The organism is Kribbella sp. NPDC048928 (assembly GCF_043197975.1).
Classification (GTDB): Bacteria; Actinomycetota; Actinomycetes; order Propionibacteriales; family Kribbellaceae; genus Kribbella.
The window spans coordinates 224,234-238,756 of record NZ_JBICUC010000006.1; the positions used below are offsets into that span (position 1 = coordinate 224,234).

At 68.2% G+C, this 14,523-nt stretch carries 15 protein-coding genes; 10 read left to right on the top strand and 5 right to left on the bottom strand.

Annotated elements, in window-relative coordinates; translation table 11 throughout:
- Window positions 1-29 precede the first annotated feature (29 nt).
- From ACGFI6_RS26230 to ACGFI6_RS26240, 3 genes are read right to left on the bottom strand one after another with little or no spacing between them, the layout of a single operon-like run.
- Window positions 30-668: a GntR family transcriptional regulator gene (locus ACGFI6_RS26230; protein ID WP_393122900.1), complete on the bottom strand. Its 639-nt coding sequence runs from the start codon at window positions 666-668 to the stop codon at window positions 30-32.
- Window positions 669-723: 55 nt separating this feature from the next.
- Entirely contained in the window at window positions 724-1,368 is a 645-nt protein-coding gene (locus ACGFI6_RS26235; RefSeq protein WP_393122902.1) for a response regulator, read from the bottom strand.
- Window positions 1,365-2,324: a HAMP domain-containing sensor histidine kinase gene (locus ACGFI6_RS26240; RefSeq protein WP_393122904.1), complete on the bottom strand. Its 960-nt coding sequence runs from the start codon at window positions 2,322-2,324 to the stop codon at window positions 1,365-1,367. Before ACGFI6_RS26240 ends, ACGFI6_RS26235 begins: the two co-directional genes overlap by 4 nt.
- 124 nt (window positions 2,325-2,448) lie before the next feature.
- Between ACGFI6_RS26240 and ACGFI6_RS26245 the strand changes: the two genes are divergently transcribed.
- Genes ACGFI6_RS26245 through ACGFI6_RS26255 form a run of 3 tightly spaced genes read left to right on the top strand, consistent with a single transcriptional unit; the run spans window position 2,449 to window position 3,849 of the window.
- Complete coding sequence (locus tag ACGFI6_RS26245; protein WP_393122906.1) at window positions 2,449-2,730, top strand: TraR/DksA family transcriptional regulator; 282 nt, start codon at window positions 2,449-2,451, stop codon at window positions 2,728-2,730.
- A 4-nt stretch (window positions 2,731-2,734) separates the two neighbouring features.
- Window positions 2,735-3,100: a TraR/DksA family transcriptional regulator gene (locus tag ACGFI6_RS26250; RefSeq protein WP_393122908.1), complete on the top strand. Its 366-nt coding sequence runs from the start codon at window positions 2,735-2,737 to the stop codon at window positions 3,098-3,100.
- Entirely contained in the window at window positions 3,097-3,849 is a 753-nt protein-coding gene (locus ACGFI6_RS26255) for a rod shape-determining protein (RefSeq protein ID WP_393122910.1), read from the top strand. Before ACGFI6_RS26250 ends, ACGFI6_RS26255 begins: the two co-directional genes overlap by 4 nt.
- A 19-nt stretch (window positions 3,850-3,868) precedes the next feature.
- Here the strand turns inward: ACGFI6_RS26255 and ACGFI6_RS26260 are convergent, their stop codons facing one another.
- Complete coding sequence (locus ACGFI6_RS26260; RefSeq protein WP_393122912.1) at window positions 3,869-4,903, bottom strand: LacI family DNA-binding transcriptional regulator; 1,035 nt, start codon at window positions 4,901-4,903, stop codon at window positions 3,869-3,871.
- Between the two features lie 250 nt (window positions 4,904-5,153).
- Here ACGFI6_RS26260 and ACGFI6_RS26265 point away from each other — a divergent pair, with 250 nt between their 5' ends.
- The 7 genes from ACGFI6_RS26265 to ACGFI6_RS26295 all read left to right on the top strand — a co-directional run bounded on the left by ACGFI6_RS26265 (window position 5,154) and on the right by ACGFI6_RS26295 (window position 14,035).
- Window positions 5,154-5,792 (top strand): nucleoside/nucleotide kinase family protein, encoded by a 639-nt coding sequence (locus tag ACGFI6_RS26265; protein WP_393122914.1) that lies wholly within the window; start codon window positions 5,154-5,156, stop codon window positions 5,790-5,792.
- A gap of 161 nt (window positions 5,793-5,953) precedes the next feature.
- Window positions 5,954-7,645 carry a GH32 C-terminal domain-containing protein gene (locus ACGFI6_RS26270; RefSeq protein ID WP_393122916.1) on the top strand — a complete coding sequence of 564 codons (1,692 nt, stop codon included), beginning with the start codon at window positions 5,954-5,956 and terminating at the stop codon, window positions 7,643-7,645.
- A gap of 91 nt (window positions 7,646-7,736) precedes the next feature.
- Window positions 7,737-9,713 carry an ABC transporter substrate-binding protein gene (locus tag ACGFI6_RS26275; RefSeq protein WP_393122918.1) on the top strand — a complete coding sequence of 659 codons (1,977 nt, stop codon included), beginning with the start codon at window positions 7,737-7,739 and terminating at the stop codon, window positions 9,711-9,713.
- Window positions 9,714-9,761: 48 nt separating this feature from the next.
- Entirely contained in the window at window positions 9,762-10,754 is a 993-nt protein-coding gene (locus tag ACGFI6_RS26280) for an ABC transporter permease (RefSeq protein WP_393122919.1), read from the top strand.
- Between the two features lie 3 nt (window positions 10,755-10,757).
- Window positions 10,758-11,933, top strand: a complete 1,176-nt coding sequence (locus tag ACGFI6_RS26285; protein ID WP_393122921.1) for an ABC transporter permease — start codon at window positions 10,758-10,760, stop codon at window positions 11,931-11,933.
- Entirely contained in the window at window positions 11,908-12,996 is a 1,089-nt protein-coding gene (locus ACGFI6_RS26290) for an ABC transporter ATP-binding protein (RefSeq protein WP_393122922.1), read from the top strand. Before ACGFI6_RS26285 ends, ACGFI6_RS26290 begins: the two co-directional genes overlap by 26 nt.
- Window positions 12,977-14,035, top strand: coding sequence for an ABC transporter ATP-binding protein (locus ACGFI6_RS26295; RefSeq protein WP_393122923.1), 1,059 nt, complete (start codon window positions 12,977-12,979; stop codon window positions 14,033-14,035). The genes ACGFI6_RS26290 and ACGFI6_RS26295 overlap by 20 nt, the downstream gene beginning before the upstream one ends.
- On the opposite strand, the gene ACGFI6_RS26300 is transcribed toward ACGFI6_RS26295, so the two are convergent.
- A complete protein-coding gene (locus ACGFI6_RS26300) occupies window positions 14,032-14,517 on the bottom strand; it encodes a pyridoxamine 5'-phosphate oxidase family protein (protein ID WP_393122925.1) in 486 nt (161 codons plus the stop codon). The two genes, ACGFI6_RS26295 and ACGFI6_RS26300, sit on opposite strands and share 4 nt — an antisense overlap.
- Window positions 14,518-14,523: the final 6 nt, after the last annotated feature.

Sequence of the window (14,523 nt, forward strand, 5' to 3'; positions counted from 1 at the left end):
TACCAAAATCGGGAGCGTCCCAATCCGTCTCAGTCGGCCGCGCGAGCGGTCCGGAAGAGCTCGTGGGACCGGGCCAGATGCGCGCCGGCCAGCCGCTCGGCCAGCTCGACGTCGCGGTTGGCGATCGCGCTGAACAACTCGCTGTGCTGATCGGCGACGGCAACCAGGTCGTCGTGCTGGGTCAGCAGCCATCGCATCCGGCTGCGCAGCGGCCGCTCGACCTCGATCAGCAGCTCGTTCGACGCGAGCTCGGTGACGAGTTCGTGGAAGTCGGCCGCCTTCCGTCGCGCCACCACGGCGTTGCCGGCGCGGGCCGCGGCGAGATGCTCGTCGAGCGTTGCCCGCAGTCGATCCAGCCCTTCCCGGGTCCGCCGCTCGGCGGCCAGGCGGAAGGTCAGCGGCTCGAACGCGGTCCGTACCTCGGTCAGGTCGGCGATGTCGGAGTCGGTGAACGTCCGGACCACCGCCCACGACCGCGGCCGGAGCGTCACGAGCCCCTCGCCGACCAGCGCCTTGAGCGCCTCGCGGACGGGCACGCGGCTGACGTCCAGGGCGGCGGCCAGCTCACGCTCGACCAGTCGCTCGCCGGGCGCGCGGACGCCGTCGAGGATCTCGTCGCGTAGCTGCCGCGTGACCCGCTCGGTCTCGGACTCCCGACTCTGCACCATCGACCTCTCCGCCGTTTGGCATACCATTCTGCCGTATCGCGGGCGCAGACCGCCGTCAGGGTTCGAGCAGGCCGGCGCGGATCGCGTACCGGGTCAGGTCCAGGCGGTCCCGGAGGCCGAGCTTGGCGAGGATGTTCGAGCGGTGCCGTTCGACCGTCTTCACGCTGATCACGAGCAGCTCGGCGATCTCCTTCGAGGAGTTGCCCTCGGCAACCAGCTTGAGGATCTCCTCCTCGCGGACGGTGAGGATCTGCTGGGGGAGGTCCGCGCCCTGCCGGATGCGGTCCAGGTAGGTGCGCACCAGGCGGGTCATCGCGCCCGGGTACAGGAACGGCTCGCCGCGCATCGTCGCCCGGCAGGCCTCGACCAGGTCGCGGTCGAGCACCGACTTCAGGACGTACCCCGAGGCGCCGGCCTTGAGCGCCTGGAAGAAGTACTGCTCGTTGTCGTACATGGTCAGCATCAGCACCCGGACGTCGGGCGCGACCGCCGACAGCTCGCGGGCCGCCTGCAGCCCGGTCATCCGCGGCATCGCGATGTCGAGGATCGCCAGGTCGACCTGTTCCCGCCGGCAGATCGCGACCGCCTCGCTCCCGTCCGAGGCTTCGGCCACCACCTGCAGATCGGGCTCGCTCTCCAGGATCAGCCGCACGCCACGCCGTACCAATGCATGATCGTCAGCCAGCAAGATCCGCGTCACAGCCCTTCACCCACTCCCGTGCCGGGGATCCTGAGCGTGATCTGTGCACCGGCCTGTGGAGCGTCTCCGACGTCCAGCTGGGCGCCGATCAGCAGTGCGCGTTCACGCATGCCGCGAATGCCGGCGCCTTCGTGGGCCGGTCCCACGCCACGCCCGTCGTCCGCGATCCGCAGTACGACAGCCGCGCCCTCCCGGACCAGCGAGAGGTCGATCCGCGTCGCCCCGGCATGCCGCGCGACATTCGTCAGACTCTCCTGCGCCACCCGGTACAGCACCAGCTCGGTCTGCTCGTCCAGCACCAGCCCGCCGTCGAACCGCCGCCGGATCTCCAGCCCGGTGTGATCCGCGACCTCGTCCGCCAGCGCCGTCAGCGCACTCGTCAGCCCGAGATCCTCCAGGACGCCCGGCCGCAACCGGTGCGCGAGTCGCCGTACCTCGTCGAGACTCGCCCGCGCGGTCTCCTGCGCCTGCGCCAGCTCGTCGCGCAGCTCCGGATCCGGTGCGCGATCGCCGGCCCGCTTGAGATCCATCAGTACGGCGGTCAGCGTCTGCCCGACCTCGTCGTGCAGTTCCCGCGCGATCCGCCGCCGCTCGGACTCCTGCGCCGACAACGCCCGCGCCGCGCTGGTCGCCCGCTCCTGCTCCAACCGGTCGAGCATGTCGTTGAACGCCCGCAGCAGATCCGGTACGCCGCCGTGCCCGCGCACCGGCAGCCGTTGCCCGGGCCGCAGTACGTCGACCGTCGACATCCGCCGGTTCAAGCGCGCCAGCGGTGCGAGGCCGACCCGCAACAGCACCGCGTTCGCGACGAGCATCACGGCGAGACCGCCGATCAGTACGGCCGCCTCGGTGAACAGCACCGGCACTGACACGGTCACCGGCGCCCACAGCAGCAGCGCGGTCGCGGCCCCCAGAACGACGGCGTTGAGCGCGAAGATCCGCCAGAACAACGACACCGGTTGCACGCTCCTCTCGAGATCGACGATCCCGCCACTATGGCAGTCCGGGCGCCTTCGTACCCGCGCAAGATGGGTGTTGGTCCCGATAGGAAACCGGTGTGGCAGCGGCCATGGTGGGGGCATGAACACGCAGATCCTGCAGCAACTGGACCACGAGCGGAGCACCCGGCTGGCGCAGCTGAACGCGATGGAGGCCGACAAGCCGAACTCCAACGAGGACCTGGTGACCGCGCAGACCACCGCGATCCGCCTGGTCCTCAAAGAGATCGACGCCGCCGTCGCGCGCGTCTCGGACGGAACGTACGGCGTCTGCAGCGGCTGCAACGCCCACATCCCACGCGGCCGGCTGGAGATCCTCCCGTACGTCCGGTACTGCGTCCGCTGCCAGCAGCAGTCGATGTAGTCCCATGGCCACGAAGCGGCTCGCACCGCGCCGCGAACTCTCCCCGCTACAGCTCGCCACCCTACGAGCAGCCCTGCTCGAACAACGCAGCTTCCGCAGGCAACAACTGGTCACCCTCCACCGCCCGCCGGCACAGGCGGCACTGGATGCGGAAGTGGATGCGGAGGTGCACGTGGAGGTGCGGGATCACCTGGCGACGGCTGCGCGGGCGGTGCTGGCCGATGTCGAGGCCGCGCTGGATCGGATGCATACCGGCCACTACGGCCAGTGCCGCGCCTGCCGGCGGCCGATCGCGCTGTCCCGCCTGCGGATCTGCCCGCAGTGCCTGTACTGCGCGGAGTGCCACCGCCTCCAGGAGACGGACCGATGAAGCAGCCGCGCGGTGTGGCGATCGATCTCGGCAGCGCCCGCACCCGCGTGTGGACGCCGACCGGCCGGTTGGTGGTCGACACCAGGACCAGGCGTGGCCTGGTGTCACGAGGGAAGGTGCTCGATCGGGAGGGAGTGAGCACGCTCGTCGGCGCTGCCGTCGCGAGCCGTGAGCCGGAGCTGGCACGCGGTCCGCGGCCGATTGGTGCGCGGCCGGTTGGTGCGCGCACCGCGGTGGTGACCACGCCGGTGCTGTGCGACGACGCGCACCGGGACGACCTCCGCGCGGTGCTGCACGCGCTCGGAGTGACGACGGTCGTCCTGATCGACGCCGTGAAGGCGGCCGCGTTCGGTGCCCGGGCAGACGTCACCGAACCGCTGCTCGTCGTCGACCTCGGCGCTCAACTGACAGAGATCGCGCTGCTCGGCGGAGGCTGCGTCGTCGAGGCCCGCCGGATCCCGCTCGGCCTGGACGACGCGCGTACCGTCGTGCCGATCGTCGAGGTGGTCGCCGACACGATCCTCGAACTGTTGCGCGGTCCGTACGGCCCGCAGCTGGTCGACGCCTTGGATCGCGGCGTCCTGCTGGTCGGCGGCGGCGCACTCCGACCGGAGATCACGTACAAACTCAGCTATCGCCTGGGTGCCTCCGCCCGCCCCGCTCCGGCTCCTCACACCGCCGCAGTCCGAGGCGCCGCGACCGCCCTGCAAGCCACGCACCGCCACCCGAGCACCCCAACTCCTCACTGACGCAGCGCGCGTCGCCTGGCTACTCCACCCCGAGAGGCGTGCCAGGCAGGCAGCCGCAGGAGGTTCGGTGCATGATCGTCGGCTCGAGTTGCACGCGCCTGATGCCGGTCTGGTCGTCGGCGATTCTGGTGAGCAGGAGGTCGACCGTGGTCTCCGCGAGCGCGCGGATCGGCTGCGCGACGGCGGTCAGGCCGGGCTCGAACAGGTCGGCCCACTCGAAGTCGTCGAAGCAGACGAACGCGACGTCGGCCGGCACCCGAACGCCACGCTCCTTCAGCAGCCGGAGCGTGCCGATCGTCATCGCGTTGTTGCCGCTCACCAGCGCGGTCGGCCGGCTGCGGCGGCGTAACAGTTGGTCGGCCGCTGCGTACCCGCCGGCTCGCGTGCTCTGGCCGGAGATCATCAGCTTCTCGTCGACCTCGAGACCCGCCTGCCGATGCGCGGCGACGAAGCCCTCGATCCGTTCCTCCGTGGTCGGCAGCCCGCGCTCACCGGTGATCATGCCGATCCGGGTGTGACCGAGCTCGAGCAGATGACCGGTCAGCACGGCCAGCGCGTCGGAGCTCTTCACCGCCGCCTGGTCGCACTCGTGCTCGGGCTCGAACCGGTCGACGAGGGTCAGTGGGATCTGGTACCGCTCCGCGAGGCGGACAGCCTGGTCGGCCGACGCGCTCGGGGCGAGCACCAGCCCGTCGACCCGGCGCGCGATGAGCTCCTGAACCACCTGCTGCTCGCGCTGCGTGTTGTCGTGGGTGTCCATCAGCAGGATCGACTTGCCGTGCTCGCTCAGCAGGCTCTCGAGCTCCTGCGCGAGGGCGGAGAAGTACGGGTTCGACACCGCGGACATCGCCAGCCCGATGACGTTGCTGGAGCCGGCGCGCAGCGTCCTCGCGGCCGGGTCGAGGATGTAGTCGAGCTCCTCGATCGCGTCCCGGACCCGGTTCTCGGTGTCGGGCAGCAGCCGGCGGGTCTTGTTCAGATAGTGCGACACGGTGGCGGTGGACACCCTCGCGATCCGCGCGACGTCGGCCATCGTCGCCGGGGCGTGGACCACGTCCCCGCGGGCCCCGATCGCTCCCGTCGAGCCCTGGCGCCGGTCGCCCGGCTGAGCCGCTCTGCGCGTGATGGTGAAACCCCCTGAAGATCGTTGCCCACGTCAGGACCCCATGCTACAGTCCCCGCAATCGATTACGTAATCGATTGACCACGCGCTTTCGATCGGTCGCCGCGCCCATTCCCCGGCCCCAAGGGACGCCCCTGTGCAGACTTCCACGCCAGACTCCAGTCCCACTCAGGTGCCGGAGGTGCTCAGTTGGGGAGCTGCAGTTGCCCGGCTGGTGGAGTTTGCGGAGACCGGACGGCGGGTTGTGGTCGGTATTGCCGGCCAGCCCGGTGCCGGTAAGTCGACGTTCGCGGACTGGCTGGTCGAGCAGGCGACGGTGCCGGTAGCGCTGGTGCCGATGGACGGGTTTCATCGGACGAACGCTGAACTTGAACGGCTCGGACTGCTGTCGCGCAAGGGCGCGCCGGAGACGTTCGACCTGCCGGGCTACCTGAACCTGTTGCGGCGGCTTCGAGACGATGACGGTACGGCGGTGGTTGCGCCGGTCTTCGACCGCGTCGTCGACGAGCCGATCGAGGATGGGATCACGATCGCCCCGGCGGCCCGCGTGGTAGTTACCGAAGGCAACTACCTGCTGCACGACCAGGACGGCTGGCACCAGGTCGCCGAGCACCTGGACGAGATCTGGTGGCTCTCCTGCGCCGACGACGAACGCGGTCGCCGCCTCGTCGAACGGCACCAAGCCTTCGGACGCAGCGCCGCAGACGCAGCCGAGTTCGTCGCCCGATCCGATCAGGCCAACGCCACCCTGATAGCCGGCAACCACCACCACGCCAACTTCATCCTGCACTCCCAAACCCCCCACCCCACCCCCACCTAGCACCCCACCCCACCCCACGTCCCGCGCTCCCGCTTCGCGGCATCGAGTGGTTGGGGAGGATCTTGTGCCGAATCGGGGGGAATATCCTCCCCAACCTCGATGGGAGGGGAGGTGCCCGGCGGGGGATGGTGTGGTTGTACGAGACTGACTAGGAGACTGTTGTGTCTGAGTTGCTTGCTTCCTCGGCGGACGATGTCGCCGTCACCGGCCTCACCTCATCCGGGCCGGGGCGGTTGGTGTCGGGGCCGTTCGTCGTCTCCCGGCCGTACCTGAACTTCCGGATCCACGGCGGGGACTTCGAGTACAAGACGTGTCTGAACGTTGTGGTGGACGGGCGGATCGTTCGGATCGAGACCGGGCGGGGGACCGAGCAGCCACACGCCGCCTCGCTGGACCTGACCGAGTGGCTGGGGCAACAGGCGTACGTAGAGATTGTCGACGATGCCGGCGATCTGGGTTCGGTGTCCGTGAGCGACATCGTGCTGAGCTCGGCCCCGGCGGTCACCGGCCCGGAACTGGCTCCGCTGTACCGGGAGGCGCTCCGCCCGCAGTTCCACTTCACCGCGCGTCAGTGGGCCATGCGGCGGCTGAACCCGGCCGAGCGTGAGGAGGGCTGGCTGAACGACCTCAACGGCCTGGTCTTCCACGACGGCGAGTACCACCTGTTCGCCCAGCGCTGGAACAAGTGCTGGATCCATGCCGTCAGCAACGACCTCGTGCGCTGGACCGAACTCGAGCCCGCGTTCTTCGAGGAGTCGCTCGAGACCGGCGTCCAGTCCGGCAGCTGTGTCGTGGACGTCGACAACACCTCCGGTCTCGGCGAGCCTGGTGGTACGGCGCCGATGGTCGCCTTCTGGTCGCGCAACGACAACCGCTCGCAGTGCGTCTCGTACAGCCTCGACCGCGGCCGCACCTGGACGCACTATGCCGGCAACCCGATCATGGACCTGCCGGAGCGCGACCCGATGGTGTTCCGCGACCACCGGCGTTCGCAGTGGGTGATGGTGCTGTACGGCGACGAGCGCTACCAACTGCTGCGCTCGGACGACCTGCTGGACTGGGAGTCGCTGGGCAGCTCGATCTCGGACTCCTTCGAGTGCCCGGACTTCTTCGAGCTGACCATCGACGGCACCGACAGCACCGACGGCACCGACGAGTCGCGCTGGGTGCTCGTCCGTGGCGACGGCCGATACTCGATCGGCAGCTTCGACGGGCAGAACTTCGTCGAGGAGACGTCGCAACTGCAGGTCGACGGCGGTCCGCACTTCTATGCGACGCAGAGCTGGGCGGCCGGCACCGGCATTGCACCACGCCGCGTCCAGGTGGCGTGGATGCGCGGCGGCCGCTACCCGAACATGCCGTTCAACCAGCAGGTGAGCATCCCCTGCGACCTGACTCTGCATCGCACCGCGGACGGCCTCCGGATGTACCGCAAGCCGGTGCCCGAACTCGACAGTCTGGAACGGAACCGGCACAGCTGGCCGGCCCGCACACTGTCCCCGAGCAGCCCCTGGCGGATCGGTACGGCATGGCCGTTGCTCCGCATAACCTGCGACGTGAGCATCCCCGCGGACGGCGAACTGACGCTGGACATCTGTGGTACGCGCGTCACGGCAACCTCGGGCGACATCGCTGTGCTGGAAGGGAAACAGCCCACAATCACCACTGTCCGCAAGCTCGACATCATCGTCGACACGACCTCCGTCGAGGTCTTCGCGAACGACGGCGAGGCCGCGCTGACGGCCTGCGTACGGCCGGGTCGCTTCGAGCTGACCCTCACCGCAGCCGGCGCCGAGTGCACCGTCGACCACCTCGACGTGATCGAACTCGAATCCAGCTGGCCGCAGGCCTGACCAAGGTCTTGTAGGCCCCCGAAAGCCCGTGCTACGTTCCGGTAAATCGATTACGTAATCGATTGACTAGCCTCTGAGAGAGGTTCTGAGCATGTCTCTGACACGACGCGAGTTCGGTCTCGGTGTCCTTGCACTCGGGGGAGTGACGCTGGGCGGACTCCCGCTGGCGGGCTGCAGCCCGGCGCCGACCAATGCCGCCAAACGCCCACGTCCGGTGGAGAAGCGGACGAAGCGAGGATTCGTCGAGCCGCCGTACCTCGCCGAGCGGGTCGCCTCCGGCGCCCTCCCGCCGATCGACGAACGCCTGCCCGAGCAGTGTTTCGTCGTCGGCGCCGGCACCCTGCTGCGCGCCGCCAACGGCAGCTGGCAGGACGGGATCTACGGCGGTTCGATCGACAACTCGCCGACGTCGCCGACCGGCAACCTGAACATCGCGGCCGGCAGCACGATCCTGCGCTCGCCCGGCCAGGAGTCCGACGTCTCGGTGCCGAACGTGGTCAGCAAGTTCGCCGCGGCGAAGGACCTGCGCAGCTTCCGCTTCACGATCCGCCGCGGCCTGCGCTGGTCCGACGGCGTCAAGGTGACCACCGAGGACGTCCGTTTCCTGTTCGAGGATCTCTACCAGAATCCGCAGGCGAACGTCGCGCTGCCCACCGACCTTTACACGCAACGCAATACAACGTTGGAACCTGCCGTCCTGACGGTGGTCGACACCGAGACGTTCGTGCTGACCTTCAGCCGTCCGTACGGCCAGTTCGTCGCCGCGCTGAACAGCTGGGTCGCCGGGATCAACCTGCTCTTCGTCCCGGCGCACCACCTGAAGCAGTTCCATCCGAAGTACGCCGAGAAGGCCGCGCTGGACGCCTTGCTGAAGAAGAACAACTACAAGACCTGGCCGCAGCTGATGGCCGCGAAGAACCTGTCCGAATGGTCCGCGGGCGAGGCCGACGCGCTCGGCCTGCCGGTGCTGAACGCCTGGGTGCTGACCAAGGTCGACGGCCAGCAACGCGTCTTCGAACGCAACCCGTACTTCTGGCACGTCGACCGCAGCGGCCACCAACTCCCGTACGCCGACACCGTGGTGAACAACATCGTCGTGGACGACGACGCGCTGACCACCGCCGTGATGGACGGTCAGGTCAGTGTCGCCGCCGGGGACAACGTCACGCTGAACAAGATCCCGATCTACAAGCAGAGCGAGCGGCACGCGGGGACGCACGTGTTCACGACGGGCTCGTTCAACAACCCGGTGCTGCTGTTCCTCAACCACGACTTCAACTACGACAAGCCGCACGACCCGTGGCAGGCGCTGGTAGCCGATCCGCAGCACCGGTTCGGGCAGGCGATCGCCGCGGCGATGGACGCGAACGAGATCAACAACTCGGTGTACTTCGGGTTGCACGGGCCGCCGATGCTGAACAGCAAGCACCACGATCCCGACCTGGCCCGCCGGCTGCTCGACCAGGCCGGGATGAACCGCACCGACTCCGACGGCTTCCGCCTCGCCCCGGACGGATCACCGTTCACGTTCGCGATCACGTTCCCGGCCAGCCTCGCCCCGGACTTCGCGCCGGTCGCCGAGTTGCTGAAGGCACAGATCGGCGCCGTCGGCCTCCGGGTCGCGATCAAGGGCATCGACGGCTCGCTGTTCGGCCAGAAGGCCAACGGAAACCAGTTGATGGCCTCCCTGCACTGGAACGACGGACCCGCCTGGGCGGCCGGCATCTCGAACGACTACATGCCGGCCGACAAGGGCCCGTGGTCACCGGCGACCTGGGCGTACGTCTCCTCGCAGGGCAAGCAGGGCCGCAAACCACCGCCGTACCTGCAGCAGTTCTACGACCTGGCCAGCGCACGCACGCAGTACGTGCCCAGCTCGCCGCAAGGAAAGCTCGCCTTCCAGCGGCTGCTCGACTGGCTGACCGGCAACTACGCCTTCATCCCGACCACGGGCCCGAAGGTGAAACCCAACGTGGTGAAGACCAGCGTGCGCAACGTGCCGAAGCAGGGCGCGCCGTTCGAGCTCGACACCGTGATCAACCTCGAAGGCGTGTGGTTCGACGAATGAGCACGCCAGGTCCGCCATCGGCCACAGCCTCCCGAAAGTAGGATCCACATGCTGCGTTATCTGCTGCGCCGTGCCGCCATCATGATTCCGCTCCTGCTGCTGGTGTCGTTCCTGGCGTTCGTCGTGATCCAGTTGCCGCCCGGCGACTACGTCGACACCTACGTCCAGAACCTCAGCAACAAGGGCGGCAGCATCAACCAGGCACAGCTCGAGGCCCTCCGGGCGCAGTACGGCCTGAATCAGTCGCTGCCCGACCAGTACCTGATCTGGATCAAGGGCATCGTGCTGCACGGGAACTTCGGCAACTCGTTCGTCTACAAGCGTCCGGTCGCCGAGATCCTGATGGAACGGGTGCCGCGGACGGTCGCGATCTCGGTCGCGTCGATCCTGCTCACCTGGCTGATCGCGGTACCGATCGGGCTGCTCTCGGCCGTCCGGCAGTACTCGATCTGGGACCACCTGTTCACGCTGCTGAGCTTCATCGGGCTGGCCGTCCCGGGCTTCCTGCTGGCGCTCGTCCTGATGCTTGCCGTCTACCACCAGACCGGCTTCCTCATCACGGGGTTGTTCTCACCCGGGTACAGAGCCGCGCCCTGGTCCTGGGACAAGGTGCTCGACCTGTTGCGGAACGTCTGGCTGCCGTTGTTGGTACTGGTGATCACCAACACCGCAGGCATCGTTCGCGTACTGCGCGCGTCGCTGCTGGACGAGCTCGGCAAGCAGTACGTCGTGACCGCCCGCGCCAAGGGCCTGACCGAGTGGCGGATCCTGTTGCGCTACCCCGTACGCATCGCCATCAATCCGTTGCTGAGCACGATCGGCTGGATGCTGCCGGCCACCGTCGGCGGCGAGGTCGTGGTGTCGAAGGTGCTGAACCTGCCGACCACCGGCCCGATCCTGTTGCAGTCGATCCTGTCGCAGGACATGTACCTGACCGGCGCCCTGATCCTGATCCTGAGCGCGTTGACGGTGATCGGCACGCTGCTCTCGGACGTCGCGCTGGCGTGGGCCGACCCACGGATCCGGTATGGGAGGAGCTGACCGATGACCGCTCAAACACTTGGCTACACGACCCGTCGAGGTCAGCGTCTGCTCGAGCAACACACCTCCCGGCGGCGCCGTCGGCACGAAGCCAACGAGAAGCTGTACGAGGCGTCGCAGAGCCGGCTGGTGATCAACCGGTTCGCCCGTCATCGGCTGGCGATGGTCAGCCTGGTACTGCTCGTGTGCGTCTACCTGATCGCGCTGTTCGCCGAGTTCATCGCGCCGTACGACAAGCTGGAGCGGTTCGCCGACCAGCCGTACGCCGGCCCGACGCGGGTCCACGTGATCGATGCCGAGGGCAACTGGCATGCACCGTTCGTGTACAAGTCGTCGATCCGGATCGACCCGACGTCGTTCACCTACAAGTCAGTGCAGGACACCACGCAGCGCTACCCGGTGGAGCTGTTCAGCAAGACGGAGCCGTACAAGCTCGCCGGGCTGATCCCGCTGCACCACCGGCTGTTCGGCATCGACGGCGCGCAGCCGATCTTCCTGTTCGGGGCCGACCATCTCGGGCGGGACTCGTTCTCGCGGGCGATCTACGGCTCCCGGATCTCCTTGCTGGTCGGCTTCGGCGGCGTCCTGATCAGCTTCCTGCTCGGGATCGTCATCGGCGGCATCTCCGGGTACTTCGGCGGGGTCATCGACACGGTCTGCCAACGGCTGATCGAGCTGATCATCAGCATTCCGCTGATCCCGTTGTGGATGGCGTTGTCGGCGGCGGTTCCGCAGAGCTGGAGCGGTATCCAGACGTACTTCGCGATCACGCTGATCTTGTCGCTGGTCGGCTGGACCGGGCTGGCGCGGGTGGTCCGCGGCAAGGTGATCGCGCTCCGCGAGGAGGACTACGTCACCGCCGCCCGGGTGTCCGCGGCCGGTACCGCGTCCATCATCGGCAAGCACCTGATCCCCGGTCTGACCAGTTACCTGATCGTGCACATCACGATCGCGGTGCCGGCGATGATCCTCGGCGAGACCACGCTGAGCTTCCTCGGTCTCGGGATCTCCGCGCCGGACGTCAGCTGGGGATCGCTGCTGCAGGAGAGCCAGGACGTGACGGTCGTGTCGAACTATCCGTGGCTGCTGATGCCCGCAGCGTTCCTGGTGGTCGCAGTGATCCTGTTCAACTTCGTCGGCGATGGGATGCGAGATGCCGCAGATCCGTACCAGCACTGAGCAGCCGGGGACCGAGGCTGCGAGCACCGAAGCGAGCACCGACGTGCCGCGCCTGGCCGTTCGCGACCTGCGCTCGTACTTCTTCACCCGGGAAGGGGTCGTCAAGGCGGTCGACGGGGTCGATCTCGTGGTCGGCGATCGCGAGACCGTCGGCGTGATCGGGGAGTCGGGGTGCGGCAAGAGCATCATGGCGCACTCGCTGATGCGGCTGCTGCGGCCGCCGGGCGAGATCGTCGCGGGGGAGGTGCTGCTCAAGCGGGACGACGAGCAGACCGTCGACGTCCTCGCGCTGGAGCCGCGGTCCCCGCAGTTGCGGTCGATCCGTGGCGGCGAGATCACGATGGTCTTCCAGGAGCCGATGACCAGCTTCTCGCCGGTGCACTCGGTCGGCCGGCAGGTCGCCGAGATGATCACCACGCACAGCGCGGTCAGCCGGGCCGAGGCGCGGACCCGGGTGGTCGACCTGTTCACACGGGTCGGGATCTCGAACCCGCAGCACCGGTACGACGAGTACCCGCACCAGATGTCCGGCGGTATGCGGCAGCGCGCGATGATCGCGATGGCGCTGGCGAACTCGCCGCGGGTGATCGTCGCGGACGAGCCGACCACGGCGCTCGACGTCACGATCCAGGCGCAGATCCTGGAGCTGATGAAGGAGCTCCAGGAGGAGCGGGACATGTCGACGATCTTCATCACCCACAACATGGGACTGATCGCCGAACAGGTCGACCGCGTCTACGTGATGTACCTCGGCCGCGTGGTCGAGTCGGCCACCACCGAGCAACTGTTCGCCAACCCGCTGCACCCGTACACGCAGAAGCTGCTGCGGGCGGTTCCGCGGCCGGGGCAGACGGTGGATCGACTGGAGACGATCGAGGGTACGGTCCCGACGCCGATCGACCTGCCTCGGCAGTGCGGGTTCGCATCGCGGTGCCAGGTCGCGATCGAGGGCCGCTGCGAGTCCCACGTACCGGCGATGCAAGAGATCGAGGACGGTCATTTCGTCCGCTGCTTCCAGCACAGTGACGTCGAGGAGGACGCCCATGCCTGGGTCAACGTCTGAGTCCACCGGGCCGGAGCTTGCCACGGTCGGCAAACAGGGTGAGGGGCTGCTCGAGCTGCGCGGGCTGACCAAGGAGTTCGACGTCACCAGCACGTTCTTCCGCAAGTCCGCCGGCCGGCTGACCGCGGTGAACGAGGTCGCGCTGGAGCTCGGCCGCGGGGAGACGCTCGCACTGGTCGGCGAGTCCGGTTCGGGCAAGACCACGCTCGGCCGGATGGTGGTCCGCGCGATCGAGCCGACCCGCGGTGAGATCAAGCTTCGTACCGGGTCCGGCTGGGTCGATCTGGCGAAGTTGCGCGGCGCCGAGTTGCGCCGTACCCGCCGGCACTTCCACATGATCTTCCAGGATCCGTACTCGTCCCTCGATCCGCGGATGACCGTGTACGAGGCGGTCCGCGAACCGCTCGTCCACAACAAGGTCGCCTCCGGTCCGGAGGCCAAGGACCTGGTCGTACGGGCGTTGGAACGGGTCGGGCTGAGTGCGCAGCACCTCTCGCGGTACCCGCACGCGTTCAGTGGTGGCCAGCGGCAACGAATAGGCTTCGCGCGGTCGCTGGTGTGCGATCCGCAGCTGATCGTCTGCGACGAGCCCGTCTCGGCGCTCGACGTCTCGGTGCAGGCCCAGATCCTGAACCTGCTCAAGGATCTGCAGGCGAGCCTCGGCCTGTCCTACCTGTTCATCGCCCACGACCTGTCGGTGGTCCAGCACCTGGCCCACCGGGTGGCGGTGATGTACGCCGGCCAGCTGGTCGAGGTGGCGCCGAAGGACTCGTTGTTCGACCGGCCGCGGCACCCGTACACCGAGGCGTTGCTGTCCGCGATGCCGGTCCCCGAGCCGCACCGGGCCCGGGAGCGGATCGTCCTGCGCGGCGAGCCGGCGAACCCGGCCGACCTGCCGACGGGCTGCGTGTTCCACCCGCGCTGCCGCTACGCGACGGACATCTGCCGGGTCGAGATCCCCGTCCGCCGCGAGCTCACCCCCGGCCATACGACCGCCTGCCACCACGCCGACGAACTCCATCTCAAGGGCGTGATCTAGCGAGCCTTCGCGGCGACCAGGTCCTCGACGGCCTTCGGGATTGTGGTCTCGAAGTCGAGGAGCTTGGCCCAGGTCAGCGTGACCTTGATCAGGACCATCTCGTCGTACAGCGCCTTCACTCCCTCGACCCAGGCGGGGTACTGCTCGTCGGCCACGTTCTTGTGGCCGGCGTTCAGATAGCCCTCGGGCACGCCGGGGACGAGCTCGAGTTCGGCGGTGCCGCGGAGCAGCAGCACCTTGGGCGGGAACGCGGCGGTGTCGATGGTCAGCGCGACCTTCGGGTTCTGCTTCAGTGCGGCGACCTTGGCGGCCTTCGGGGCCGTCGCGATCACGATCTGCTCGCCCTCGATCCAGAACCCGATCGGGATCACCCGCGGGTCCCCGTCCAGGCCGTTGTAGGCGAACCGGGCCGGCTCGGAGCCGTTCAGCAACTGCTGCGCGTACGGCTTGGCGAGAATCTCGGCGATCTGCTGCTGGTTCATCTCGGT

Coding starts and splice junctions, on each gene's coding strand:
- ACGFI6_RS26230 (WP_393122900.1), bottom strand. CDS start 668: ATGGTGCAGAGTCGGGAGTCCGAGACCGAGCGGGTCACGCGGCAGCTA.
- ACGFI6_RS26245 (WP_393122906.1), top strand. CDS start 2,449: ATGAACACGCAGATCCTGCAGCAACTGGACCACGAGCGGAGCACCCGG.
- ACGFI6_RS26250 (WP_393122908.1), top strand. CDS start 2,735: ATGGCCACGAAGCGGCTCGCACCGCGCCGCGAACTCTCCCCGCTACAG.
- ACGFI6_RS26255 (WP_393122910.1), top strand. CDS start 3,097: ATGAAGCAGCCGCGCGGTGTGGCGATCGATCTCGGCAGCGCCCGCACC.
- ACGFI6_RS26275 (WP_393122918.1), top strand. CDS start 7,737: ATGTCTCTGACACGACGCGAGTTCGGTCTCGGTGTCCTTGCACTCGGG.
- ACGFI6_RS26280 (WP_393122919.1), top strand. CDS start 9,762: ATGCTGCGTTATCTGCTGCGCCGTGCCGCCATCATGATTCCGCTCCTG.
- ACGFI6_RS26285 (WP_393122921.1), top strand. CDS start 10,758: ATGACCGCTCAAACACTTGGCTACACGACCCGTCGAGGTCAGCGTCTG.
- ACGFI6_RS26290 (WP_393122922.1), top strand. CDS start 11,908: ATGCCGCAGATCCGTACCAGCACTGAGCAGCCGGGGACCGAGGCTGCG.
- ACGFI6_RS26295 (WP_393122923.1), top strand. CDS start 12,977: ATGCCTGGGTCAACGTCTGAGTCCACCGGGCCGGAGCTTGCCACGGTC.
- ACGFI6_RS26300 (WP_393122925.1), bottom strand. CDS start 14,517: ATGAACCAGCAGCAGATCGCCGAGATTCTCGCCAAGCCGTACGCGCAG.